We start from the raw sequence: 23,110 nt of genomic DNA, 5'->3' as shown, positions 1-23,110 counted from the left end.
CCGCCGACATTCTGCTTGTAAGGCAGACGCTCTCCCAGCTGAGCTAATCACCCTTCGCTTCGGTGTGGCGCGCATTCTACGGAGCGACCCAACCTCTGGCAAGCACTTTTTCAATTAATTTTTTCAGGCCTTCCAAAGGCTTAGAGAAGGGTTGGCCTATGGCACGGCGAAGACAATAATGCCCTCCTTTGTATAAAGGAGAGATTCACCCCATGTGGTTCAAGAACCTGCTTATCTATCGCCTGACCCAAGACCTGCCTGTCGATGCCGAGGCGCTGGAAACCGCACTGGCCACCAAACTGGCGCGTCCATGTGCAAGCCAGGAGTTGACCACCTACGGTTTCGTCGCACCGTTCGGCAAGGGCGAGGATGCGCCGCTGGTGCACGTCAGCGGTGATTTCATGCTGGTCGCCGCGCGCAAGGAAGAGCGCATCCTGCCGGGCAGCGTCGTGCGCGACGCGGTGAAGGAAAAGGTCGAAGAGATCGAAGCGGCGCAAATGCGCAAGGTCTATAAGAAGGAACGCGACCAGATCAAGGACGAGATCATCCTGGCGTTCCTGCCGCGCGCCTTCATCCGCCGCTCGTCGACCTTCGCCGCCATCGCGCCGAAGCAAGGCCTGATCCTGGTCAACTCCGCCAGCCCGAAACGCGCCGAAGACCTGCTGTCCACCCTGCGTGAAGTGCTCGGCACCCTGCCGGTCCGCCCGCTGACCGTGAAAACCGCACCGACCGCCGTGATGACCCAATGGGTCACCACCCAGGAAGCCGCCCCGGACTTTTTCGTCCTCGACGAATGCGAACTGCGCGACACCCACGAAGACGGCGGCATCGTGCGCTGCAAGCGGCAGGACCTGACCAGCGAAGAGATCCAGCTGCACCTGAGCACCGGCAAGGTGGTCACCCAACTGTCGCTGGCCTGGCAGGACAAGCTGTCGTTCATGCTCGACGACAAGATGACCGTCAAGCGCCTGAAGTTCGAAGACCTGCTGCAGGACCAGGCGGAACAGGACGGCGGCGACGAGGCCCTGGGCCAACTGGACGCCAGCTTCACCCTGATGATGCTGACCTTCGGCGACTTCCTGCCGGCGCTGGTCGAGGCGCTGGGCGGTGAAGAGACGCCGCAGGGCATCTGAGGCCGGACGATGTACAACCTGTAGGAGCGAGCCTGCTCGCGATCGGCGATCGACATTCAACGAAAGGGTTGACTGAAAGTCCGCTATCGCAAGCAGGCTCGCTCCTGCAGTCGTTTTGTGGTGCACATAAACAATAAGGATCAGGCCATGCGCGCACTGGCAGCACTGAGTCGTTTCGTCGGCAACACCTTCGCCTACTGGGTACTGGCCTTTGCGGTGCTCGCCTTCCTGCAGCCGGCCTGGTTCCTGGGCCTCAAGGGCGCGATCGTGCCGCTGCTGGGCCTGGTGATGTTCGGCATGGGCCTGACCCTCAAGCTCGACGACTTCGCCGCCGTCGCCCGCCATCCGTGGCGGGTGGCGCTGGGCGTGGTGGCGCATTTCGTGATCATGCCGGGCATGGCGTGGCTGCTCTGCCAGGTGTTCCGCCTGCCGCCGGAAATTGCCGTCGGCGTGATCCTGGTGGGCTGCTGCCCGAGCGGCACGGCCTCCAACGTCATGACCTGGCTGGCCCGCGGCGACCTGGCGCTGTCGGTGGCCATCGCCGCCGTGACCACCCTCCTCGCCCCGCTGCTGACCCCGGCCCTGATCTGGCTGCTGGCGTCGGCCTGGCTGCCGGTGTCGTTCATGGAGCTGTTCTGGTCGATCCTTCAGGTGGTGCTGCTGCCGATCGTGCTGGGCGTGGTCGCGCAACGCCTGTTGGGCAGCAAGGTCCGTCATGCGGTAGAGGTGCTGCCGCTGGTCTCGGTGGTGAGCATCGTGATCATCGTGGCCGCGGTGGTGGCCGCCAGCCAGGCGAAGATCGCCGAGTCCGGCCTGCTGATCATGGCGGTGGTGATGCTGCACAACAGCTTCGGTTACCTGTTGGGCTATTTCACCGGGCGCCTGTTCAACCTGCCGCTGGCCCAGCGCAAATCGCTGGCGCTGGAGGTCGGCATGCAGAACTCCGGCCTCGGCGCCGCCCTGGCCAGCGCGCACTTCTCGCCGCTGGCGGCGGTGCCGAGCGCGCTGTTCAGCGTGTGGCACAACATTTCCGGGGCGCTGCTGGCCACCTGGTTCCGGCGGATGGACGAGCAGGACGGACGCGACACGCTCGTTCAGCAGCCCGACTGAGCGCGAACTTGATCCCCCAATCGATGCTGGGCACTATAGCGCCCAACGCGGGGACGACCCTGCGGCTCGCACGAGTCATTATCCTGGGGACGACCCCGTCAATCGATGGAGGTCCTGCATGTCCTGGATCATTCTGTTTTTCGCCGGCCTGTTCGAGGTCGGCTGGGCCGTCGGCCTGAAGTACACCGACGGCTTCAGCCGCCCGCTCCCCACCGCCCTCACCGTCGCGGCCATGGCCATCAGCCTGGGCCTGCTCGGCCTTGCGATGAAGGAACTGCCGCTGGGCACGGCCTATGCGATCTGGACCGGGGTCGGTGCTGTGGGCACCGTGATCGCGGGCATCATCCTGTTCGGCGAGTCGATGGCGCTGGTGCGCCTGATCAGCGTTGCGCTGATCGTGGCCGGGCTGATCGGGCTCAAGGCCAGCGCTTAAAGCACTGGCCCCTTCCCGGCGCAAGATTGTGGGAGCCAGCCTGCTGGCGATGGCGGCCTGTCTGACACATCAATGCCGGACGTGCCGCCGTCTTCGCGGGCAAGCCCGCTCCCACAGGAACAGCAGTGCCCTGATGGGCGCGGGCGTTACTTCCTGACCGTCCCGCGCAACTCCCCCACCAACACCTGCAACCGCGCCGGCTGCGCCGCCTCCACGGCCACCGGCGCCCCCGCCACCAGCGTCACCCGCGACCACAAGCGGTGAAACAGCCCCTTGTCCGGATCCCGGCTGAAGAAACTCCCCCACAGCCCCTGCAACGCCATCGGGATCACCGGCACCGGCGTCTCTTCGAGAATCCGCGTCAGCCCGCCCTTGAACTCGTTGATCTCGCCGTCCGCCGTCAGCTTGCCTTCCGGGAAGATGCACACCAGCTCACCGTCCTTCAGATACCGGGCGATGCGGGTGAAGGCCTTTTCATAGATCTGGATGTCTTCCTGGCGGCCGGCGATGGGAATCGCCCCCGCCGTGCGGAAGATGAAGTTCAGCACCGGCAGGTTGTAGATCTTGTAGTACATGACAAAGCGAATCGGCCGACGCACCGCGCCGCCGATCAGCAAGGCATCGACGAACGACACGTGGTTGCACACCAGCAGCGCCGCGCCCTCATCGGGAATCGCTTCAAGGTTGCGGTGCTCGACGCGGTACATGGAATGGCTGAGCAGCCAGATCATGAAACGCATGCTGAACTCGGGCACGATCTTGAAGATGTAGGCGTTGACGCCGATGTTCAGCAGCGACACCGCCAGAAACAGCTGCGGGATCGACAGCTTCACCAGGCTCAGCAGGACGATGGACACGATGGCCGAAATCACCATGAACAGCGCATTGAGGATGTTGTTGGCGGCGATCACCCGCGCCCGCTCGTTCTCGGCGGTGCGCGACTGGATCAGCGCGTACAGCGGCACGATGTAGAAGCCGCCGAAGATGCCGAGGCCGAGGATGTCGATCAGCACGGCCCAGGCATGGCCAAAGCCGAGCACTTGGGTCCAGCTGTACCCGCTCGCGCTTTCCGGGATCCCGCCGGAGTGCCACCACAGCAGCAGGCCGAACACGGTCAGCCCGAACGAGCCGAACGGCACCAGGCCGATCTCGACCTTGCGCCCGGAAAGCCGCTCGCACAGCATCGAGCCGACGGCGATGCCGACCGAGAACACCGTGAGGATCAGGGTCACCACGGTTTCGTCGCCGTGCATCCATTCCTTGGCGTAGGCCGGGATCTGCGTCAGGTAGATTGCCCCGACGAACCAGAACCACGAGTTGCCGACGATGGAGCGCGACACCGCCGGCGTCTGGCCCAGCCCCAGTTTGAGGGTGGCCCAGGACTGGCTGAAGATGTTCCAGTTCAGGCGCAGCTGCGGGTCGGCGGCCGCCGCCCGGGGAATGCTGCGGCTGGCCAGGTAGCCCAGCACGGCGATGCCGACGATCGCGGCCGACACCACCGGTGCGTAATGTGCCGAAGACATCATGATCCCGGCGCCGATGGTGCCGGCCAGGATCGCCAGGAACGTGCCCATCTCCACCAGGCCGTTGCCGCCCACCAGCTCGTCCTCGTGCAGGGCCTGGGGCAGGATCGAATACTTCACCGGCCCGAACAGCGCCGAGTGAGTGCCCATGGCGAACAGCGCCACCAGCATCAGCGACAGGTGGTCGAACAGGAAGCCGACCGATCCCACAGCCATGATGGCGATTTCCGCGAGCTTGATCAGACGGATCAGCGAGTCCTTGGCGAACTTTTCCCCGAACTGCCCGGCCAGCGCCGAGAACAGGAAGAACGGCAGGATGAACAGCAGCGCACACAGGTTGACCCAGATCGAGCGGTCACCTTCGATGGTCAGCCGATAGAGGATGGCCAGGATCAGCGATTGCTTGAACACGTTGTCGTTGAAGGCCCCCAACGACTGGGTGATGAAGAACGGCAGGAAACGCCGGGTTCGCAGCAGGTTGAACTGTGAGGGGTGACTCATCTTCCGTGTGACCTGTTTTTTGTAGGGTAGGTAGAGAACGGCCTGGATACGGTTATTGGAGTCTCGAACCGCGATCCAGGCCACACCTTACCTAAACTTTGCCGGTCATTTCTTCAAACCTGCAATGCAGGGCGACACGAACAGCTCGCCGCGCCAGGCGCCCTGCAGGGTGCGCTTGCCGACGATCAGCCACATCACCGCCAGCAGCGCCACCAGCACGCAGCCCGCCACGCTGAAAAAGCCCAGGTGCAGCGTGCCGGCCAATTTCAGGGTCGCCAGCGAGTACACGCCCAGCGGGAAGGTGAAGCCCCACCAGCCGAGGTTGAACGGAATGCCGTCGCGCAGGTAGCGCACGGTGATCAGCAGCGCCATCAGCATCCACCACAGGCCGAAGCCCCACAGGGTGATGCCGGCCACCAGGCCCAGGCCCGATGCGACCTCGCCGATGCCTGGCAGGCCGTTGGCGGCGAAGATCGCCGGAGCGTCGCCGCCCAACAGCAGCATGCCCAAGGCGCCGGTGCCGATCGGGCCGAGGGCGAGCCAGCTCGACGCGGCCATGCTTTCGTGGGGCAGTTTGTGCAAGGCCATGCGCAGCAGCAGGATGGTGAGGATGCTGAACGCCACCGGCAGGGAAAACGCCCACAGCACGTAGCTCGTCGCCAGCACCACCAGTTGCGCATGGGCATCGGCCAGGTGCGGCGCGAGCAGGCCGCCGCTGGCCGCCGCCACTTCCGCCGCCACCACCGGCAACAGCCAGACGGCGGTCATCTGATCGATGCTGTGTTCCTGGCGGGTGAACATCATGTACGGGATCAGCACGCCGCAGGCCAGCGACATCGCCACGTCCAGCCACCACAGCGCCTCGGCCAGGTGGATCACCCCCTCGCCCCAGCGCGGCAGGCCGAACGCGAGAAAGCCGTTGATGATCGTCGCCAGGCCCATGGGAATGGTGCCGAAGAACATCGAGACCGTGGAGTGCCCGAAGATCCGCCGGGCCTCGTCGAAGAACAGCACCCAGCGCGCGGCGTAGGCGAAGGTAAACAAAGTGAACAACAGGATGTTGAACAGCCACAGCCCTTCAGCCACGGTGTGCAGGCCAGGAACGGAGACCGGCAATTGCGCCAGCGCCAGGGCGAGCACGCCGGTACCCATGGTGGCGGCGAACCAGTTCGGGGTGAACTGGCGGATCGCCTCACGCGGGTGCTGCAGGTGGCTGAAGGGTTTGATGCCGGGTTTGGCGGTGTTGGGGCAAGTCATCATGAACTCCTGTCCTCTGGTGAGGGTGGAGCCATGATAGATCCGGATCGAATATCTATATAACGGGTAATTTCTCTATCTGTTATCTATTTTGCAAATAAGCGATCACACGCTGCCTTCCGTTTCGATCACGAGAATCCGCGCTTCGCCCTGAGGATGGGCGACATGCTCAGTGCCGACCGAGGCGTAGAAAATGTCGCCGGCCTCCAGCAGCACCTGCTGCTCCTGGCCCTTTTCGCGGTAGCGCATCTGCACGCGGCCATCGAGCACCACGAACACTTCCTCGCCGTCGTTGACGTGCCATTTGTAGGGCTGGTCGGTCCAGTGCAGGCGCGTGGTGATGCCGTTCATGTTGGCGATGTCCAGGGCGCCCCAGGCGCGTTCGGCGGTGAACGCCTTGCTGCGGATGATCTTCATGGGTCGTTCCGTGAGAGAAGTGGCCGGCCAAGGCTAACCGAATCCGCCGCGCTTATGGAGCGCCGCACGCCTTCACCGCCTGCGGACGGAAGCTGACCAGCAGCGCGCCCACCGCCAGCACGATCAGCACCGCGCCGTAGCCGTCGGTGGTGGCCAGCAGGCCCAGGCTGCGGGTGAAATGCCCTGCGAGCAGCGCCGGCAGACAGAACGCCAGATAGCTGAGCACATAAAAGGACGACATCAGCCCGGCGCGCTCGTGGGGCAACGCCAGCGGCACCAGGCTGCGCACCGCACCGAGGAAACCTGCGCCGAATCCGCAGCCGGCCACCAGCGTGCCGAAGAAGAACAGCGACAGACTGGCGCTGTGCACGCCCAGCAGCATCAGCACCACACCACCCGGCAACAGGCTGGCGCCCAGCTGCAACGCCCGGCCTGCGGGCCGGTTGCGCAGGGTGAAGATCATCAGGGCGCCGGTCACGGTCAACGCGGCCACGGTTGCCCCGCCGATCAGGTTGGAGGTGGAGCCGGTCGCCGTGCGCACCAGCGACGGGGCCAAGGAGGCGTAAAAGCCGCCCAGCGCCCAGGTGGCGGTGTTCAGCGGCAGCACCCGCCACAAGGTCGAACGCGCCTGGACCGGCACATGCAGGGTCGGCCGCAACGAAGCCCAGGCCCCGGCCTGCGGAGTGACGCTCTCAGGCAGGCGCCAGACATACGCGGCCTGCAACACAAACAGCGCCAGCAGCAGCCAGTAGGTCAGTTGCAGCGGCGCCGGGGCGAACTCCACCAGCACGCCGCAGCCCATCGCGCCCGCCGCCATGCCCAGCAACGGTGCCACGCTGTTGACCAGCGGCCCCTGCACGCGGTCGGTGTCCAGCAGCGTGGCGCTCAACACCGCCGTGGCCATGCCCGTGGCGAAGCCTTGCAGGATCCGCGCGCCGATCAGCCAGGCCACGCTGTCGGCGTAGATGAACGCCAGCATCGCCAGGGCGTTGAGCACGGCGGCGGCGAAGATCACCGGCTTGCGCCCCAGATGATCCGACAGCGAGCCCACCGTCAGCAGCGCCGCCAGCAGGCTCAGGGCATACACGCCGAAGATCAGGGTCAGCACCGCCGCCGAGAAGTGCAGGTGATCCTGGTACAGGTGGTACAGCGGCGTCGGCGCCGTGGAGGCGGCGAGAAAACTGAGCAGGGTGATCGCCAGAAACCACAGGCTGGAACGGTTCGAAACAGGGCTGGTCATGGGCACGCTCCTTAAAAGCTAATTTTTTGCTTTTGCGGAGTGTGCGCCCGGTTTTCGCTTAAAGCAAATTCTTTGTGTTAAGGTCGGCCCCATGCCTATCAAAGAAAGCAGCCGCCCCGGCGGCCGAAGCGCCCGGGTGCAGGAATCGATCCACTGCGCCGTGCGCGCGCTCCTCCAGGAACAGGAGCGCTCCACCGTGACCGTCCCGCAGATCGCCGCGCGGGCCGGGGTCACGCCCTCCACCATCTACCGGCGCTGGGGCGACCTGTCGGCCCTGCTGGCCGACGTCGCCCTCGCCCGCCTGCGCCCCGAAAGCGATCCGCTGGACACCGGCAGCCTGCGCGGCGACATCCGCGCGTGGGCCGAGCAGTATCTGGACGAGATGAGCTCCGAGCCTGGGCGCAATGTCATGCGCGACGTGCAGGCCAGCGCCACGCCGGGGTTCTGCATCGCGATCATCGCCGACCAGTTGCAGACCATCGTCGACCGCTACCCGGACGACTCGCCGCCCTCGGTGGATCACCTGATCAACCTGGTGGTGTCGCCGACGGTGTTCCGCATCCTGTTCGCGGCCCAGCCGCTGGAAGTGGAAGCGCTGCACCGGCTGATCGACATCGCGCTGCGCCAGGACTGACACCGCAGATCCCTGTAGGAGCGAGCCTGCTCGCGATGGCGACGGCTCATCCGGCATCGGTGTGTCAGGTGGGCCGTCATCGCCAGCAGGCTGGCTCCCACATTGAAATGCGGCGCGCACGTGCCGGCGCGGTCACCGAAGAACCGCCCGGTTCCACGCCTGCGACACCCCGCCGCGCCACGACCTTGGTCGACACTGACTAACCGCGGCACTCGTGCCAGACTGTCTGACCGGGCAAAGGTCCGGGCGTGTTCTGTCGGGAGTGCTCATGTCGTTGTCCACCGGGCTGATTGCCATCGTCGCCCTGGCCTATATGGCCATCATGTTCGCCATCGCGTTCTACGGCGACCGCCGCAGCGCGCCGCTGCCGCCGCGGATGCGGGCCTGGGTGTACAGCCTGTCGCTGGCGGTCTACTGCACCAGCTGGACCTTTTTCGGCGCGGTCGGCCAAGCCGCCGAACAGTTGTGGTCGTTCCTGCCGATCTACCTCGGGCCGATCCTGCTGTTGCTGGGCGCCCCGTGGGTGCTGCAAAAAATGGTGATGATCAGCAAGCAGGAGAACATCACCTCCATCGCCGACTTCATCGCCGCCCGCTACGGCAAGTCCCAATCGCTGGCGGTGGTCGTGGCGCTGATCTGCCTGGTCGGCGTGCTCCCCTACATCGCCCTGCAACTCAAAGGCATCGTGCTCGGCGTCAACCTGCTGATCGGCGCCGGGGCCGACGCCATGGGCACCCGCGCTCAGGACACCGCGCTGATCGTGTCGCTGGTGTTGGCGCTGTTCACCATCGTGTTCGGCACGCGCAACCTCGACGCCACCGAGCACCACCGCGGCATGGTGCTGGCGATTGCGTTCGAGTCGCTGGTCAAGCTGTTCGCGTTCCTGGCGGTGGGCGCGTTCGTCACGTTCGGCCTGTATGACGGTTTCGACGACCTGTTCAACCAGGCCATGCTCGCCCCGCGCCTGGAGGAATACTGGAAAGAAACCGTCAACTGGCCGTCGATGGTGGTGCAGACCGGCGTGGCGATGATGGCGATCATCTGCCTGCCCCGGCAGTTCCACGTTACGGTGGTGGAGAACATCGACCCGCAGGACCTGCGCCTGGCCAAATGGGTGTTTCCGGCCTACCTCGCCCTGGCGGCGCTGTTTGTGGTGCCTATCGCCCTGGCCGGTCAGATGATGCTGCCGAGCTCGGTCATTCCCGACTCGTTCGTCATCAGCCTGCCGCTGGCCGAGGCGCACCCGGCGCTGGCGCTGCTGGCGTTCATCGGTGGCGCCTCGGCGGCCACCGGCATGGTGATCGTCGCCAGCGTCGCGCTGTCGACCATGGTCTCCAACGACATGCTGCTGCCCTGGCTGCTGCGCCGCAACAACGCCGAGCGGCCGTTCGAGGTGTTCCGCCAGTGGATGCTGTCGGTGCGGCGGGTCAGCATCGTGGCGATCCTGCTGCTGGCCTACGTCAGCTACCGCCTGCTCGGCTCCACCGCGAGCCTGGCGACCATCGGCCAGATCGCTTTCGCCGCCGTCACCCAACTGGCCCCGGCCATGCTCGGCGCGCTGTACTGGAAGCAGGCCAACCGCCGCGGCGTGTTCGCCGGCCTCGCCGCCGGCACGTTCCTGTGGTTCTACACCCTGATCCTGCCCATCGCCGCCCGCAGCCTGGGCTGGTCGCTGGACAGTTTTCCGGGCCTGGCGTGGCTGGCCAGCAACCCGCTGAACCTGCCTATCACCCCGCTCACCCAAGGCGTGGTGCTGTCGCTGGCGGGCAACTTCACCCTGTTCGCCTGGGTCTCGGTGCTGTCCCGCACGCGGGTGTCGGAACACTGGCAGGCCGGGCGCTTCATCGGCCAGGAAATCAGCGCCCGGCAGAGCGCCCGCTCGATGCTGGCGGTGCAGATCGACGACCTCTTGAAACTGGCGGCGCGGTTCGTCGGCGAAGAGCGGGCGCGGCAGAGCTTCATCCGTTTCGCCTATCGCCAGGGCAAGGGCTTCAACCCGAACCAGAACGCCGACGGCGAATGGATCGCCCACACCGAGCGCCTGCTGGCCGGTGTGCTGGGGGCCTCATCGACCCGTGCGGTGGTGAAGGCGGCCATCGAGGGCCGGGAGATGCAGCTGGAGGACGTCGTGCGCATCGCCGACGAAGCCTCGGAAGTGCTGCAGTTCAACCGGGCCCTGCTGCAAGGCGCCATCGAGAACATCACCCAGGGCATCAGCGTGGTCGACCAGTCCCTGAAACTGGTGGCCTGGAACCGGCGCTACCTTGAACTGTTCAACTACCCGGACGGCCTGATCAGCGTCGGCCGGCCGATCGCCGACATCATCCGCTACAACGCCGAGCGCGGCCTGTGCGGCCCAGGCGAGGCGGAAGTCCACGTCGCCCGGCGCCTGCACTGGATGCGCCAGGGCCGCGCCCACACCTCCGAGCGCCTGTTCCCCAACGGCCGGGTGATCGAGCTGATCGGCAATCCGATGCCCGGCGGCGGTTTCGTGATGAGCTTCACCGACATCACCGCGTTCCGCGAAGCCGAACAGTCCCTGACCGAATCCAACGAATGGCTGGAGCAGCGGGTCAGCGAACGCACCCAGGAGCTGTCGCAGCTCAACGTGGCGCTGACCGAAGCCAAGGGCAACGCCGAGGCGGCCAACCAGTCGAAAACCCGCTTCCTGGCCGCCGTCAGCCACGACCTGATGCAGCCGCTGAACGCCGCCCGCCTGTTCTCCGCCGCCCTCTCCCACCAGGACGACGGCCTGAGCCCGGAGGCGCAGAAGCTGGTGCAGCATCTGGACAGTTCCCTGCGCTCGGCCGAGGACCTGATCAGCGACCTGCTGGACATTTCCCGCCTGGAGAACGGCAAGATCAACCCGGACCGCAAGCCGTTCGCGGTCAACGAGCTGTTCGACACCCTCGGCGCCGAGTTCAAGGCGCTGGCCCAGGAACAGGGCCTGAATTTCCGCGTGCGCGGCAGCCGCCTGCGCATCGACAGCGACAGCAAGCTGCTGCGGCGGATACTGCAGAACTTCCTCACCAACGCCTTCCGCTATGCCAAGGGCCCGGTGCTGCTGGGCGTGCGCCGGCGGGCGGGCGAAGTGTGCCTGGAGGTGTGGGACCGCGGGCCGGGCATTCCGCTGGACAAGCAACAGGTGATCTTCGAGGAGTTCAAGCGCCTCGACAGCCACCAGACCCGCGCCGAAAAAGGCCTGGGCCTGGGCCTGGCGATCGCCGACGGCCTGTGCCGGGTGCTCGGCCACACGCTGCGCGTGCGTTCCTGGCCGGGGCGCGGCAGCGTGTTCAGCGTCAGCGTGCCGCTGGCCCGCACGCAAACGGCCCAGCCGGGCGCTGCGGTCGAGCTCAACGGCAAATTGCTCGGCGGTGCGCAGGTGCTGTGCATCGACAACGAGGACAGCATCCTGATCGGCATGAACAGCCTGTTGACCCGCTGGGGCTGCCAGGTGTGGACGGCGCGCAACCGCGACGAATGCGCGGCGCTGCTGAGCGAGGGCATCCGCCCGCAACTGGCGCTGGTGGACTACCACCTGGATCACGGCGACACGGGCACCGAACTGATGGCGTGGCTGCGCACGAACCTGGGCGAACCGGTGCCCGGCGTGGTGATCAGCGCCGACGGCCATCCGGAGACCGTGGCCCAGGTGCATGCGGCGGGACTGGATTACTTGGCCAAGCCGGTGAAGCCGGCGGCGCTGCGGGCGTTGCTGAGTCGGTATCTGCCGCTGTAGCGGTCGGCCGGATTCAGTGGCGCCATCACCAGCAGGCTGGCCCCCACCAGGGATTGCGGGTGGCCGCAGGGTGCCTGCACACCACCAATCCTTGTGGGAGCTGGCTTGCCAGCGATGGCGGCGGCACATCCAGCACAGAGGTGTCGGATAGACCGCTATCGCCAGCAGGCTGGCTCCCACAGTGGTTTGGCGTTGTCGCTGAAAAGGTAGGAGCCAGCCTGCTGGCGATGGCGTCGGCGAAGGTCTGCGGGCCTACTCCGGCAATTCGACCAGCCCGTCCGCATCAGTCATGGCGCGCTCCAGCAGATCCGCCGGCAGGCTCTTGCTGGCCCGGGCGCCGAGCAGCTTGAGCTGTTCGCTGCGGCTGACCAGGTTGCCCCGGCCCTCGGTCAGCTTGTTGCGCGCGGCGCTGTAGGCCTTGTCCAGCTGCTGCAGGCGGTTGCCGACCTCGTCCAGGTCCTGGATGAACAACACGAACTTGTCGTACAGCCACCCGGCGCGCTCGGCGATTTCCCGGGCGTTCTGGCTCTGGCGCTCCTGCTTCCACAGGCTGTCGATCACCCGCAGGGTCGCCAGCAGCGTGGTCGGGCTGACGATCACGATGTTGCGGTCGAAGGCTTCCTGGAACAGCGTCGGCTCGGCCTGCAGCGCGGCGGAGAACGCCGCTTCGATCGGCACGAACAGCAAGACGAAATCGAGGCTGTGCAGGCCTTCCAGACGTTTGTAGTCCTTGCCGGCCAGGCCTTTGACGTGGCTGCGCAGGGACAGGACGTGCTGTTTCATGGCGGCCTGGCGAAGGCCCTCGTCGTCGGCGGCGACGGACTGCTGGTAGGCGGTCAGGCTGACCTTGGAATCGACCACCACCTGCTTGTCGCCCGGCAGGTAAATGATCACGTCCGGCTGGAACCGCTCGCCGTCCGGCCCCTTGAGGTTGACCTGGGTCTGGTACTCGCGGCCCTTCTCCAGCCCGGCGTGCTCCAGCACCCGCTCCAGGATCAGCTCGCCCCAGTTGCCCTGGGTCTTCTGGCCCTTGAGGGCGCGGGTCAGGTTGGTGGCTTCGTCGCTCAGGCGCAGGTTCAACTGCTGCAGCCGCTCCAGTTCCTTGGCCAGCGAGAAACGCTCGCGGGCCTCGGCCTGATAGCTTTCCTCGACGCGCTTCTCAAAGGACTGGATGCGCTCCTTCAACGGATCGAGCAACTGGCCCAGACGCTGCTGGCTGGTTTCGGCGAAGCGCTGCTCGCGCTCATCGAAGATCTTGCCCGCCAGTTCGGCGAACTGCGCACGCAGCTCGTCGCGGGAACCTTGCAGGTCGTTGAGGCGTTGCTGATGGCTGTCCTGCTGCTCGCGCAGCTCGGCGCTCAGCGAAGCGGCCTGGGCGTCCAGGCGCCGCAGCTCGGCGTCCTTGCCGGCGCGTTCGAGGTTCCAGGCATGGGCGGCGTCACGGGCGTCGTCGCGGTCGATCTGCAGCAGTTCGACCTCCCGGCGCAGCGCCGCCAGTTCCACCTGCTTGGCGGTGTTGGCCTGGCCGAGGTCGGCGATTTCGTCGCGGCAGGCGTCGAGCTGCGCGCTGAGCCCGTCCTGGGCCATCTGCGCCATGGCCAGCCGCTCTTCGAGCAATGCGAGATCGGCCTGGCCGCCGCTGGCCCGGCGCTGCAACCGCCAGGCCAGCGCCAGCAGCGGCAGGCCCGCGCCCGCAAGGCCCAGCAGCAGGCTGGTCAAGTCCATCGCCATCATCATTCCCGCCGATCAGATAAAGCCTGAAGGTTAACCAAGGCGTCCGGTCTTGGACAGCTCAGTCTTCGATCAGGCCGAGCTCCTGCTGCGCACGGCGATCCCCCGCGCGGGCGGCCTGGCGCAGCAGATCCTGACCGATGCGGCGATCCCGGGCGTTGCCGCACTCGCGGCACATCAACTGGCCCAGACGGCTCTGCGCGGCCACCACCCCTTCGCGCGCCGGTTGCTTGAGCAGGCGGCCGGCCAAGTGCTTGGCGTTGCGGCTGTCGCTCAGGCGCGGGCTGTCCAGCAGCCATTCGGCCACACGGACGGAAAATCGCTTGGGAGCGGCAATGCGGGGGGATTGGGAAGGAGCAGCGTCTGATACTGAGCGAAACTTCATAAAGCACTGTGGGACGAATCGGAAGGCGCGCCACTCTACTCTTTTTTTCGTACAGGTAAAGTCGAAAAAAACCCGGCACGCCCGTGCTAGAGCAAGCGCTAGGGACAATCCACAGAAGCTGTGGATAACTCAGTGGACAACCGCCCTCCAACCCCCGCAAAGCCTTGTGGAACGGGGCCCGCAGTCAAACTGACGATTTTTTCACCAGCAAAAAAAAGCGATGTTTTTCATTGACTTAAACTTTCGACACAGGCAGCCACCGGGGTCAGGATCGTTGTGACAGCGCCGTTACAGTCTGCGCAACTAATGTGCACAAGTACCTGTTGCGCGGTTATATCGATGCGCCTTTTCGGGTCGTTTCGGTGGCCGGCCCTTCGCGAAACCGCTCTGGGCCGCTCTTTTGTGCGAGCCTTGGGCGCGACCGCCGGTCGGAAGGCGGGCCATTTCGGGGCGAGCGAATCCGGCATGGGGCTCAGGCTGGCCGGCACAAGCACTTTTTCGCGTCTTCGGGTTTGCATTACACGACCGGTTCGGTTAGCATCCGCGCCGTTAGTACCAAGCTGAAAGTCAATTCCGGTCGAACACATCCTCGCGGTCAGCCTTCTGCCAAAGAAGCCTCCACCGAAAAAACAGGATCGACCCCTCGATGGTTTCCAGGTAAACCCTGCGCCGGCACAGCCTCGAACGAAGGCCAAGCGTGTCGCGACACAGCGTTACTCTGACCGAACCAACCTGCAGATTGATCAGGATCTTCACCCTGGGCCATGGACCTCTGCCCTTGCTGTGTTGCCTGTCCTCCTAAGTACCTACCTGCCAGCCCGAGCGCGCCAAACCTTATAGCGCTTCAAACTGGCTGCCTTGTTCCAGCCGGGTTCTTCGTTCGACCGATGGCGGTCGTCGTTACTGGAACGTTTTAACGTTGCACGGTTCTGATCCGTGTCATATGCAGGAACACCCATAACATGTCTCATATCCAGACTCAGGATGCCATTCGCACCCTCACCAACGCTTTTGCACCGATGAACTGCCTGATCCTGGCCGCCCGCAAAGGCTGCTTCAGTTTCACCGTCGTCAACGAACACGGGATCGCCCGCCACAGCGAGCGCCTGTACCCCGATCAATACTCCAGCGCCGAACCGCTGCAGGCCGTGATCGACCGCACCCGCCAGGCCCTGACCGCCTGAACGGCCGCTACGCCGCAAAAGCCAAAGCCCCGCCGACAACGCGGGGCTTTTTATTGCCCGATGTTTCCCGGTGAGGCCGAACCGGTTAAGTCCGATCCGGCATAACGGTTATAACGGCCGTTCGGAAATATTGTAAAAACAGGCCTTTACGCCCCGAATATGACACTACACTTCAACTCAAGCGGCATGAACCGCTTCCGGCGGGCCTGATTCGTTCCACAGCTGCCAAGCACCCGGTCAGGCCCGCCGCCACTCAAACGCTCCGAGGGCTTTATGGGTATCGCCGCAAGCGAACTGTGCCGTTATGTGATCCGCCCCACGCTGATCTACCTGGGACGCCACTGCGCCACCGCCGAATCCCTGCTGCTGGGCATCGCCGCCAGCCAGTCAGCCCTCGGTTCCGCCCTGCATGACCGCCGCGGCCACGGGCTCTACCGGATCGCCGAACACCGCCACCAGGCCCTGTGGGATCATTACCTGGCGCTGGATCCGGAGCGCGCCAGCCTGGTGCGCGGCCTAGCCAGCCAGCATGCCTTCCTCAGCGGCCCGCACCTGGAACTGACCGTCAACCTGCGCTACGCCACCGCCATCGCCTGGCTGCTGGTGGAAGAACAGAACCCCACCCTCCCCGACCCCGACGATCTGCTGGGCATGGCGCGCATCTGGCGCCAGACTTTCCAGCCCCAGGGTCGCCTGCGGGATTTCACCTGCGCCTGGCAGGCCTGTGTTTCACCGCTGAATCAGGTCGCTTGCTGACCCGCCGGTTCCGGAAGATCGCCCATCGCGACGCCAATTTGGTCGGATTGTCCTACAAAACCGCTCTAACTCAAGGCATACGGGCTCTGGCGCGCGGACGAAAATGTTGGTAATTTTCGCCCCGGTGATCACCAGGAGTTCTAATAATGAAAAAAGTCATGCTCAAAACCACCCTTAGCCTTGCCGTTTCCCTGGCATCCACCCAGCTTTTCGCAAGTGGCTTCGCCATCAACGAACACAGCATCAGCGGGATGGGGACTGGGTACGCCGGGCGATCTTCTTCTGCCGACGATGCAAGCACCGTTTACGGCAACCCTGCCGGCATGTCGCGCATCAAGCGCGAACAAGTCACCGGCGGCGTTGCGTTCCTCGACGCCTCGACCGACATCAGCCACGGCAGCTCCAGCCCGAACAGCGGGAGCAACAAAGGCGACATGGTGCCCTTCACCTCCGTACCTATGGGCTACTACGTCAAGCCGATCGACGAGCATTGGGCCTTCGGCCTCGGCATGTACGTGCCGTTCGGCCTGATCACCGACTACGAAAACGGCTTTGCCGGCCGTTACTTCGGCAGCAAGTCGAAAGTTCAGGTCATCACCCTGCAGCCGACCGTCAGCTACGCCTTCAACGACAAGGTGTCGATCGGTTTCGGCCCGACCATCAACCGCATCGACGGCTCGCTGGAGTCCAACCTGTCGATCACCCAGGCTGCGCCGGACGGCAAGGTCAAGATCAAGGGTGACGACACCGCGCTGGGCTACAACGTCGGCGTGCTGGTGCAGGCCACCGACTCCACCCGTGTCGGCCTGACCTACCACTCGAAGGTCGACTACAAGCTCGAAGGCGACACCAAGGTCAACTACGGCGTGCTCGGCGCAATCGGCCTGGGCGCCAGCCAGAAGTACGACGCTTCGCTGAAGATCACCACGCCTGAGTCCGTCGACCTCTCGGTCACCCAGGCGATCAACGATCAGTGGAACGTCTACGCCGGTACCACCTGGACCCGCTGGAGCCAGCTGGAGAAGATCACCGTCAAGAACTCCGGTGTGCAGCCGCTGCTGGCCGGCCAGTTCGGCGAAATCACCGAAGAGCAGAACTGGCACGACACCTGGGCCTACGCCATCGGTACTTCGTACCAGCTGAACAAGGAATGGGTGCTGCGTACCGGCCTGACCTTCGACCAGGCGCCGACCAACAACGTCGACCGTTCGCCTCGCATCCCGACCGGCGACCGGACCATCTTCAGCATCGGTGCCGGCTGGAGCCCGACCGACGACCTGACCATCGACGTCGCGTACTCGTACCTGAAGGAAGAGACCGTCAAGATCAACAACAGCAACGACCGCGGCCAGTCCTACAGCTCCAAGTACGACAACTCGGCCAACGGCTTCGGCATCGGCGCGACCTACCGCTTCTGATGGCCTGCGGCGAGGCTCATCCCTCGCCCACAAAAAGCCCCGCTGTCCTTCGGACGCGGGGCTTTTTCATGCCTGAGATTAACAGACAGACCGCCATCGCCAGCAGGCTGGCTCCCACAGGAGATCTCGGGTGAATGCAGGGGCTGTGGTCACCGAAGAACCCTGTGGGAGCCAGCCTGCCGGCGATAGCGTCAGTCAGTGCGCCGCCGCTCATTGCCCAAGCGGCTTGGACGCAATCGCCTTCTCGATCGCCGCCAGAAACTCAGGATCGTCCGGTTTGGTCAGGCTGGAGAAATTGGCGATCACCTTGCCCTGGCGGTCGATGACGTACTTGTAGAAATTCCACTTCGGCGCACCGCTCTGCTTGGCCAGCACCTGGAACAGATGGGTGGCGCCGTCGCCGCGGACTTTCTGCGGTTCGGTCATGGTGAAGGTCACGCCGTAGTTGGCGTAGCAGACCTTGGCGGTCTCGGCGCTGTCCTTGGACTCCTGCTTGAAGTCGTTGGACGGCACGCCGAGCATCTCCAGGCCTTGCGCCTTGTAGCGTTGATTGAGGGCCTCAAGGCCTTCGAACTGCGGGGCGAAGCCGCAGAAGCTGGCGGTGTTGATCACCACCAGCGGTTTGTCGGCATAGCGTTGGCACAGGTCGATGGATTCCTTGGCCCGCAGCTTGGGCAAGGAGCCCTGCAGCAGGTCCGGGCAGTCCGCCGCCCGAACCACTCCGGTCAACGCCATCAGCAACGCAGGAACAGCACACCAGCGCATCAGCATGTCAGGCTTCCTCGGGCAGTCGTCAGACCCCGACGTTACTCGCCCCCCAAGCGTCCCCGCAAGCGCCCTAGCAGATGCTCATGCCCAATTGCATCAGCGCCAGACCGCCCCGCAGCCAACCCCACCACACCAGCGCCAGCAGCGCGGCGCCGAGCGCAATGACGGCGACCTGCGGCCACAGGCGCTTCATGCCGCGCTCACGCCCGCTTGCAGGCGCGCCACGGGGCGCTCGCGCACCGGCCAGTTCAGGGCCGCCGCCAGCAGACTCAAGAGGATCGCCACCTGCCAGATCAAGTCATAGCTCCCGGTACGGTCATACACCACCCCGCCCAGCCAGCCGCCGAGGAACGAGCCGAGCTGGTGGAACAGGAACACGATGCCGCCCAGCATGGACAGGTTGCGCACGCCGAACAAGGTCGCCACCGTACCGTTGGTCAACGGCACCGTCGACAGCCACAGAAAGCCCATCGCCATCCCGAACAGGTAGGCCGATGTGGTGGTGACCGGCAGCCACAGGAACAGCACGATCACCACCGCGCGCAGCAGATAGAGCCCGGTGAGCAGGCGCGGCTTGGACAGGCGCCCGCCCAGCCAGCCGGCGGTGTAGGTGCCGAAGATGTTGAACAGGCCGATCAGCGCCAGCACCGTGGTGCCGACGGTGGCCGGCAAATGCTGGTCCACCAGGTAGGCCGGCAGGTGCACGCCGATGAACACCACCTGGAAACCGCAGACGAAAAAGCCGAACGCCAGCAGCCAGAAGCCGGAGTGCGAACAGGCTTCGCGCAGGGCTTCGGACAGCGTCTGCTCGTGACCGTGGACCGGCAGCGGCTTGTCCTTGAGCATGGCCACCAGCGGCACGATCAGCGCCACCAGCAGGCCCAGCGCCAGCAAGGCCGCCGACCAGCCCAGCCAGCCGATCAGCCCGAGGGTGCCGGGCAGCATGGCGAATTGGCCAAAGGAACCTGCGGCACTGGCGATGCCCATGCCCATGCTGCGTTTTTCCGGTGGCACGGCCCGGCCGACCACACCGAGGATCACCGAGAACGAGGTGCCGGACAGACCGATGCCGATCAGCAGCCCCGCGCTCAGCGACAGGCTCAGCGCCGAGTCGGACAGCCCCATGCACACCAGCCCGACCGCGTAGAGCACACCGCCGATCAGCACCACCTTCGCCGCGCCGAAGCGGTCGGCCAGCGCGCCGGTGAACGGCTGCGCCAGGCCCCAGATCAGGTTCTGCAGGGCGATGGCAAAGGCGAACACCTCACGTCCCCAGCCGAACTGGGCGCTCATCGGCGACAGAAACAGGCCGAAGCCGTGCCGCACGCCCAACGACAGCGCCAGAATCAGCGCACTCCCCAGCAACACCCAACCGCACGCACGCCACATCGAACTCATTGTTGTTCTCCAGTCACGGGTATATACCCGCTTAAAGTCGGAAAAACCGGCGTCACGCCAGTTCGTCCAGCAGTCTCAGCAAGGTTTCACGCTTCTCGGCGCCCAGTCGGTCGATCAACCGCTGCTGCGCCGCTTCCCAGGCCGGCAGCGCCGCCGCCAGCCGCTGCGCACCGGTGTCGGTGAGCCTGACGATGCGGTTGCGCATGTCTTCGCCCTCGGTGAGCGCCACCAGGCCCTCGCCTTCCAGCACCCGCAGGTTGCGGCCCAGGGTGCTGCGGTCCAGGCCCATGGCCTCGGCCAGTTCGGAGATGCTCGGTTGATCCAGCCGCTGCAGGTTGCACAGCAGAGAATACTGGGCAACGTTGATCCCGAAGCCGTCGAGGGCGCCGTCGTAATGCCTGCTGACGCCACGGGCGGCGCGACGCAGGTTGGTGCACAAACATTGGGAAGGAAGCATGATGCGTGTATATACCCGCGACTCTGTTAAATCAAGTTACATGTGGTTTTGTTCAACAACATTTCCGATGGCCGCGAAGGGGCCGGCCGATCCGGTGCAGGGCCTTCAGACCAGCGCCAACCCCACCAGCACCGCCATCTCCGTCAACTCCAGCAACGCTCCGGCCGTATCGCCCGTCGTCCCGCCCAGCCGCCGCACCATCAAGCGCCGCGCCCAGACGAACACCGCGACCGCCACCAGCAGCGCCACAGCGCCCTGAAGCCCGGCAACCGCCACGCACACCAGCGCGCAGGCCGCCAACGCCCACCACCCCGCCCTGCGCGGCAGATGATCGGCCAACGCCTGCCCCAGGCCGCCGGCACGCACATAAGGCGTGGTCAAAAACAGCGCAAGCAACGCAGCACGCCCGATCAGCGGCACGATGATCAGCACCAAGCCCTGGCCCTGCCCGATCACCGCCAGCAGCGCAGCGAACTTGAGCAACAGCACCAGCACCAGCGTCACCACGGCGATCGGCCCACTGCGCGGATCCTTCATGATCGTCAGCGTGCGCTCGCGGTCGCCGAAGCCGCCGAGCCAGGCATCGGCGCTGTCCGCCAGCCCGTCGAGGTGCAAGGCGCCGCTGAGCAGCACCCACGCCGTCAGCAGCAACGCGCCGTGCAACAGCGAGGGCGCGCCGGACAGCGCCAGGCCCAGCGCCCACAGGATCACGCCGAACAGCAGGCCCACCAACGGATAGAACAGCAGCGAACGGCCAAGCGCCTCCGGCGCCGGCATGCCCGGCAAGCGCACCGGCAGGCTGCTGAGAAATTGCAGGGCGATCCAGAACGGCAGCATGTCAGTCCACTTCCCGAAGCGATCCGTCGGCCTCGACGACCAACGAAAACAAGCCGCCATGGCCGACCTCGACGGTGAGCAACTGCTCACGCGGCAAACCACGGGCCCTGGCCAGCAACAGGCGCATGACGCCGCCATGGGTGACCAGCAGCAGCCGCTCGCCGGCGTGCGCCGCCTGCAATCGTGCGACCGCCGCCAGCACCCGCGCCGAGAACTCGGCGACCGGCTCGCCCTGCGGCGGCGTGAACGCGTACGGATCAGCCCAGAACCGCCCGAGCGCCTCGGCGTCGGTTTCCATCAGGGCTGCGGCGCTCTGCCCTTCCCAGGCGCCGAAATGCAGTTCCTGCACGGCCCCGTCCAACGTCAGCGGCAGATCCAGCTGCCCACGCAGTTCTTGCGCGAACCGCGCGCAGCGCTGCAGCGGTGAGCTCACCAGGCGATCCCACGGCCCGCGCCCGACCACCGCCGCGCGCATCTGCGCCCAGCCCTTGTCGGTCAACGCGTCATCGAGGCTGCCGCGCAAGCCGCCGCCCAGCTCGGTCTCACCGTGGCGCAGCAGATCCAGGCGCAAGGTCATGCCGGGCGATCCGCCACCGCCGCCTCGGCGAACGTCGCCATCTGCCCGTGCAGGTCGCAGGCCAGGCGCAGCAACGGCACCGCCAGCGCGGCACCGCTGCCCTCGCCCAGACGCAGGCCCAGCTCCAGCAACGGCTCGGCTCCGAGGCACTCCAGCACATGCCGGTGGCCAGGCTCGGCGCCGCGATGGCCGAACAGCAGCCACTCTCGGCAGGCCGGGTTCAGGCGGACGGCCACCAGCGCGGCGACGGTGCAGATGAACCCGTCCACCAGCACCGCGACGCCTTCCTGGGCACACGCCAGGTAGGCTCCGACCAACGCGGCGATCTCAAAACCGCCCAGGTTGAACAAGGTCTGCAACGCATCGCCGCGCTGGGCCGCGTGCCGCGCCAGCGCCCGCTCGATCACTTGCGCCTTGTGGCTGACGCCTTCGGCGTTCAGCCCGGTGCCGGGCCCGGTCAGGCTCGCCACCGGGCAATCGAGCAAGGCGCAGGCCAGCGCGCTGGCCGCCGTGGTGTTGCCGATGCCCATTTCGCCGCCGATGAACAATTGCGTCCCTGCGGTTTTGGCCCGCAGCACGCTGTCGCGGCCGGCCTGCAAGGCCTGTTCGCCCTGCGCACGGGTCATCGCCGACGTTTCGACAAAATTCGCGGTGCCCGGGCCCAGGTTCAAGTGACGCACGCCCGGCAACGCCAGCGACGGCGTCACCGTGCCCAGGTCCACCACCTCCAGCTGCGCATCGAGCTGACGCGCCAGTACGCTGATCGCCGCGCCGCCGCTGACGAAGTTCAGCAGCATCTGCCCGGTGACCTCCTGCGGATAGGCGGAAACGCCCTCGGCCACCACCCCGTGGTCACCGGCGAAGATCGCGATCCACAACCGGTCGAGACGCGGCTTGACCTGCCCCTGCAGGCCGGCCAACTGCACCGCCACCGCTTCGAGGCGACCGAGGGAGCCGGCCGGCTTGGTCAGTTGCTGTTGCCGCGCCGCCGCCTCGGCAACGGTGTCGGCATTCACGGGTCGGCACGGGGCGCACCACCAGGCTTGGGTCATAGGGCAGGTCCTTTCAGAGTCAGGGGCAGGCCGGCGACCGTCAGCACCACGCGCTGACAACGTTCGGCCAGGGCTTGATGCAGCCAACCGGCTTCATCGACATAGCGGCGAGTCAATTCGCCCAGCGGCACGACACCCATTCCGGTCTCGTTGCTGACAAAAACGATGTCGCCCGGCAGCGTCGCCAGGCAGTCCAGCAAGGCCTCGCGCTCGGCGGCCAGGCGTTCGGCGTCGTCGAGCATCAAAAGGTTGGTGAGCCACAGCGTGAGGCAGTCCACCAGCAGGCAGCGCCCGGCGTCGGCGTTCTCGCGCAGCACGCGGGCCAGCGCCAGCGGCTCTTCGATCAGGCCCCACTCGGCGGGACGGCGGGCGCGGTGGTGGGCCACCCGCTCGCTCATTTCACCGTCCAGCGGTTGGCTGGTGGCGATGTAGGTGACGGCCAGGCCGCTGTCGGCGGCGAGTTTTTCCGCCAGGCGACTTTTGCCGGAGCGGGCGCCGCCGAGGATCAGTTGGAGCATGAGGACATCCTGAACAATGTACGGTGAGGCAACCGGCCCTTT

22 protein-coding genes are annotated in these 23,110 nt (G+C 65.7%); 8 read left to right on the top strand and 14 right to left on the bottom strand.

What is annotated here, in order from left to right:
• Window positions 1-212: 212 nt before the first annotated feature.
• The 3 genes from rdgC (at window position 213) to sugE (ending at window position 2,676) form a co-directional block, all read left to right on the top strand.
• A complete protein-coding gene (gene rdgC, locus ACIP0B_RS14580; RefSeq protein ID WP_400832950.1) occupies window positions 213-1,133 on the top strand; it encodes a recombination-associated protein RdgC in 921 nt (306 codons plus the stop codon).
• Window positions 1,134-1,280: 147 nt separating this feature from the next.
• Complete coding sequence (locus ACIP0B_RS14575) at window positions 1,281-2,243, top strand: bile acid:sodium symporter family protein (protein ID WP_400832949.1); 963 nt, start codon at window positions 1,281-1,283, stop codon at window positions 2,241-2,243.
• 118 nt (window positions 2,244-2,361) lie between these two features.
• On the top strand, window positions 2,362-2,676 hold the full coding sequence (sugE, locus tag ACIP0B_RS14570; protein ID WP_085577699.1) for a quaternary ammonium compound efflux SMR transporter SugE: 315 nt from the start codon (window positions 2,362-2,364) through the stop codon (window positions 2,674-2,676).
• Window positions 2,677-2,822: 146 nt separating this feature from the next.
• Here the strand turns inward: sugE and ACIP0B_RS14565 are convergent, their stop codons facing one another.
• The 4 genes from ACIP0B_RS14565 to ACIP0B_RS14550 all read right to left on the bottom strand — a co-directional run bounded on the left by ACIP0B_RS14565 (window position 2,823) and on the right by ACIP0B_RS14550 (window position 7,614).
• Window positions 2,823-4,700 carry an MFS transporter gene (locus ACIP0B_RS14565; RefSeq protein WP_400832946.1) on the bottom strand — a complete coding sequence of 626 codons (1,878 nt, stop codon included), beginning with the start codon at window positions 4,698-4,700 and terminating at the stop codon, window positions 2,823-2,825.
• Between the two features lie 105 nt (window positions 4,701-4,805).
• Window positions 4,806-5,957, bottom strand: coding sequence for a TDT family transporter (locus ACIP0B_RS14560; RefSeq protein WP_400832945.1), 1,152 nt, complete (start codon window positions 5,955-5,957; stop codon window positions 4,806-4,808).
• A 105-nt stretch (window positions 5,958-6,062) separates the two neighbouring features.
• A complete protein-coding gene (locus ACIP0B_RS14555) occupies window positions 6,063-6,374 on the bottom strand; it encodes a cupin domain-containing protein (RefSeq protein WP_400832942.1) in 312 nt (103 codons plus the stop codon).
• Between the two features lie 52 nt (window positions 6,375-6,426).
• Window positions 6,427-7,614: an MFS transporter gene (locus ACIP0B_RS14550; protein WP_400832940.1), complete on the bottom strand. Its 1,188-nt coding sequence runs from the start codon at window positions 7,612-7,614 to the stop codon at window positions 6,427-6,429.
• 91 nt (window positions 7,615-7,705) lie between these two features.
• Between ACIP0B_RS14550 and ACIP0B_RS14545 the strand changes: the two genes are divergently transcribed.
• Together ACIP0B_RS14545 and ACIP0B_RS14540 are read left to right on the top strand one after the other, a co-directional pair.
• Window positions 7,706-8,248 carry a TetR/AcrR family transcriptional regulator gene (locus ACIP0B_RS14545; RefSeq protein ID WP_400832939.1) on the top strand — a complete coding sequence of 181 codons (543 nt, stop codon included), beginning with the start codon at window positions 7,706-7,708 and terminating at the stop codon, window positions 8,246-8,248.
• A gap of 268 nt (window positions 8,249-8,516) precedes the next feature.
• The gene (locus ACIP0B_RS14540; RefSeq protein ID WP_400832938.1) at window positions 8,517-11,987 is read left to right on the top strand and encodes a NahK/ErcS family hybrid sensor histidine kinase/response regulator; all 3,471 of its coding nucleotides are present in this window, start codon (window positions 8,517-8,519) and stop codon (window positions 11,985-11,987) included.
• A gap of 252 nt (window positions 11,988-12,239) precedes the next feature.
• Here ACIP0B_RS14540 and rmuC read toward each other — a convergent pair whose 3' ends face one another.
• Window positions 12,240-13,604, bottom strand: a complete 1,365-nt coding sequence (gene rmuC / locus ACIP0B_RS14535) for a DNA recombination protein RmuC (protein WP_400832957.1) — start codon at window positions 13,602-13,604, stop codon at window positions 12,240-12,242.
• A 175-nt stretch (window positions 13,605-13,779) separates the two neighbouring features.
• Window positions 13,780-14,103, bottom strand: coding sequence for a sel1 repeat family protein (locus ACIP0B_RS14530; protein ID WP_400832935.1), 324 nt, complete (start codon window positions 14,101-14,103; stop codon window positions 13,780-13,782).
• A 962-nt stretch (window positions 14,104-15,065) separates the two neighbouring features.
• On the opposite strand from ACIP0B_RS14530, the gene ACIP0B_RS14525 reads away from it, so the two are divergent.
• From ACIP0B_RS14525 to ACIP0B_RS14515, 3 genes are all read left to right on the top strand, one after another.
• Window positions 15,066-15,287 (top strand): hypothetical protein, encoded by a 222-nt coding sequence (locus ACIP0B_RS14525; RefSeq protein ID WP_400832934.1) that lies wholly within the window; start codon window positions 15,066-15,068, stop codon window positions 15,285-15,287.
• A 273-nt stretch (window positions 15,288-15,560) separates the two neighbouring features.
• A complete protein-coding gene (locus ACIP0B_RS14520; protein WP_400832933.1) occupies window positions 15,561-16,043 on the top strand; it encodes a hypothetical protein in 483 nt (160 codons plus the stop codon).
• A 146-nt stretch (window positions 16,044-16,189) separates the two neighbouring features.
• Window positions 16,190-17,461: an OmpP1/FadL family transporter gene (locus tag ACIP0B_RS14515; RefSeq protein WP_400832930.1), complete on the top strand. Its 1,272-nt coding sequence runs from the start codon at window positions 16,190-16,192 to the stop codon at window positions 17,459-17,461.
• A gap of 210 nt (window positions 17,462-17,671) precedes the next feature.
• On the opposite strand, the gene ACIP0B_RS14510 is transcribed toward ACIP0B_RS14515, so the two are convergent.
• The 8 genes from ACIP0B_RS14510 to cobU all read right to left on the bottom strand — a co-directional run bounded on the left by ACIP0B_RS14510 (window position 17,672) and on the right by cobU (window position 23,068).
• Complete coding sequence (locus ACIP0B_RS14510) at window positions 17,672-18,232, bottom strand: glutathione peroxidase (RefSeq protein WP_400832927.1); 561 nt, start codon at window positions 18,230-18,232, stop codon at window positions 17,672-17,674.
• A gap of 67 nt (window positions 18,233-18,299) precedes the next feature.
• On the bottom strand, window positions 18,300-18,422 hold the full coding sequence (locus ACIP0B_RS14505) for a hypothetical protein (protein ID WP_264082382.1): 123 nt from the start codon (window positions 18,420-18,422) through the stop codon (window positions 18,300-18,302).
• On the bottom strand, window positions 18,419-19,618 hold the full coding sequence (locus ACIP0B_RS14500) for an MFS transporter (RefSeq protein WP_400832955.1): 1,200 nt from the start codon (window positions 19,616-19,618) through the stop codon (window positions 18,419-18,421). Before ACIP0B_RS14500 ends, ACIP0B_RS14505 begins: the two co-directional genes overlap by 4 nt.
• A 61-nt stretch (window positions 19,619-19,679) precedes the next feature.
• Window positions 19,680-20,084, bottom strand: a complete 405-nt coding sequence (locus ACIP0B_RS14495; protein WP_400832924.1) for a MarR family winged helix-turn-helix transcriptional regulator — start codon at window positions 20,082-20,084, stop codon at window positions 19,680-19,682.
• A 105-nt stretch (window positions 20,085-20,189) separates the two neighbouring features.
• On the bottom strand, window positions 20,190-20,921 hold the full coding sequence (locus ACIP0B_RS14490) for an adenosylcobinamide-GDP ribazoletransferase (RefSeq protein WP_400832922.1): 732 nt from the start codon (window positions 20,919-20,921) through the stop codon (window positions 20,190-20,192).
• A 1-nt stretch (window position 20,922) separates the two neighbouring features.
• Window positions 20,923-21,498, bottom strand: a complete 576-nt coding sequence (cobC, locus tag ACIP0B_RS14485) for an alpha-ribazole phosphatase family protein (RefSeq protein ID WP_400832920.1) — start codon at window positions 21,496-21,498, stop codon at window positions 20,923-20,925.
• Window positions 21,495-22,550 (bottom strand): nicotinate-nucleotide--dimethylbenzimidazole phosphoribosyltransferase, encoded by a 1,056-nt coding sequence (gene cobT, locus ACIP0B_RS14480; RefSeq protein ID WP_400832917.1) that lies wholly within the window; start codon window positions 22,548-22,550, stop codon window positions 21,495-21,497. The genes cobC and cobT overlap by 4 nt, the downstream gene beginning before the upstream one ends.
• Window positions 22,547-23,068, bottom strand: coding sequence for a bifunctional adenosylcobinamide kinase/adenosylcobinamide-phosphate guanylyltransferase (cobU, locus tag ACIP0B_RS14475; RefSeq protein ID WP_400832916.1), 522 nt, complete (start codon window positions 23,066-23,068; stop codon window positions 22,547-22,549). The genes cobT and cobU overlap by 4 nt, the downstream gene beginning before the upstream one ends.
• Window positions 23,069-23,110: the final 42 nt, after the last annotated feature.

Source organism: Pseudomonas sp. NPDC089534, assembly GCF_044749305.1.
GTDB lineage: Bacteria > Pseudomonadota > Gammaproteobacteria > Pseudomonadales > Pseudomonadaceae > Aquipseudomonas > Aquipseudomonas ekonensis.
Note: the sequence above shows the minus strand (reverse complement) of the source record. Positions and strands in the feature narration are given on the sequence as shown.

Bases quoted from the DNA above. Each gene is read 5' to 3' on its own strand.
- rdgC (WP_400832950.1), top strand. From the start codon at position 213: ATGTGGTTCAAGAACCTGCTTATCTATCGCCTGACCCAAGACCTGCCT.
- ACIP0B_RS14575 (WP_400832949.1), top strand. From the start codon at position 1,281: ATGCGCGCACTGGCAGCACTGAGTCGTTTCGTCGGCAACACCTTCGCC.
- sugE (WP_085577699.1), top strand. From the start codon at position 2,362: ATGTCCTGGATCATTCTGTTTTTCGCCGGCCTGTTCGAGGTCGGCTGG.
- ACIP0B_RS14565 (WP_400832946.1), bottom strand. From the start codon at position 4,700: ATGAGTCACCCCTCACAGTTCAACCTGCTGCGAACCCGGCGTTTCCTG.
- ACIP0B_RS14560 (WP_400832945.1), bottom strand. From the start codon at position 5,957: ATGACTTGCCCCAACACCGCCAAACCCGGCATCAAACCCTTCAGCCAC.
- ACIP0B_RS14555 (WP_400832942.1), bottom strand. From the start codon at position 6,374: ATGAAGATCATCCGCAGCAAGGCGTTCACCGCCGAACGCGCCTGGGGC.
- ACIP0B_RS14550 (WP_400832940.1), bottom strand. From the start codon at position 7,614: ATGACCAGCCCTGTTTCGAACCGTTCCAGCCTGTGGTTTCTGGCGATC.
- ACIP0B_RS14545 (WP_400832939.1), top strand. From the start codon at position 7,706: ATGCCTATCAAAGAAAGCAGCCGCCCCGGCGGCCGAAGCGCCCGGGTG.
- ACIP0B_RS14540 (WP_400832938.1), top strand. From the start codon at position 8,517: ATGTCGTTGTCCACCGGGCTGATTGCCATCGTCGCCCTGGCCTATATG.
- ACIP0B_RS14530 (WP_400832935.1), bottom strand. From the start codon at position 14,103: ATGAAGTTTCGCTCAGTATCAGACGCTGCTCCTTCCCAATCCCCCCGC.
- ACIP0B_RS14525 (WP_400832934.1), top strand. From the start codon at position 15,066: ATGTCTCATATCCAGACTCAGGATGCCATTCGCACCCTCACCAACGCT.
- ACIP0B_RS14520 (WP_400832933.1), top strand. From the start codon at position 15,561: ATGGGTATCGCCGCAAGCGAACTGTGCCGTTATGTGATCCGCCCCACG.
- ACIP0B_RS14515 (WP_400832930.1), top strand. From the start codon at position 16,190: ATGAAAAAAGTCATGCTCAAAACCACCCTTAGCCTTGCCGTTTCCCTG.
- ACIP0B_RS14510 (WP_400832927.1), bottom strand. From the start codon at position 18,232: ATGCTGATGCGCTGGTGTGCTGTTCCTGCGTTGCTGATGGCGTTGACC.
- ACIP0B_RS14505 (WP_264082382.1), bottom strand. From the start codon at position 18,422: ATGAAGCGCCTGTGGCCGCAGGTCGCCGTCATTGCGCTCGGCGCCGCG.
- ACIP0B_RS14500 (WP_400832955.1), bottom strand. From the start codon at position 19,618: ATGTGGCGTGCGTGCGGTTGGGTGTTGCTGGGGAGTGCGCTGATTCTG.
- ACIP0B_RS14495 (WP_400832924.1), bottom strand. From the start codon at position 20,084: ATGCTTCCTTCCCAATGTTTGTGCACCAACCTGCGTCGCGCCGCCCGT.
- ACIP0B_RS14490 (WP_400832922.1), bottom strand. From the start codon at position 20,921: ATGCTGCCGTTCTGGATCGCCCTGCAATTTCTCAGCAGCCTGCCGGTG.
- cobC (WP_400832920.1), bottom strand. From the start codon at position 21,498: ATGACCTTGCGCCTGGATCTGCTGCGCCACGGTGAGACCGAGCTGGGC.
- cobT (WP_400832917.1), bottom strand. From the start codon at position 22,550: ATGACCCAAGCCTGGTGGTGCGCCCCGTGCCGACCCGTGAATGCCGAC.
- cobU (WP_400832916.1), bottom strand. From the start codon at position 23,068: ATGCTCCAACTGATCCTCGGCGGCGCCCGCTCCGGCAAAAGTCGCCTG.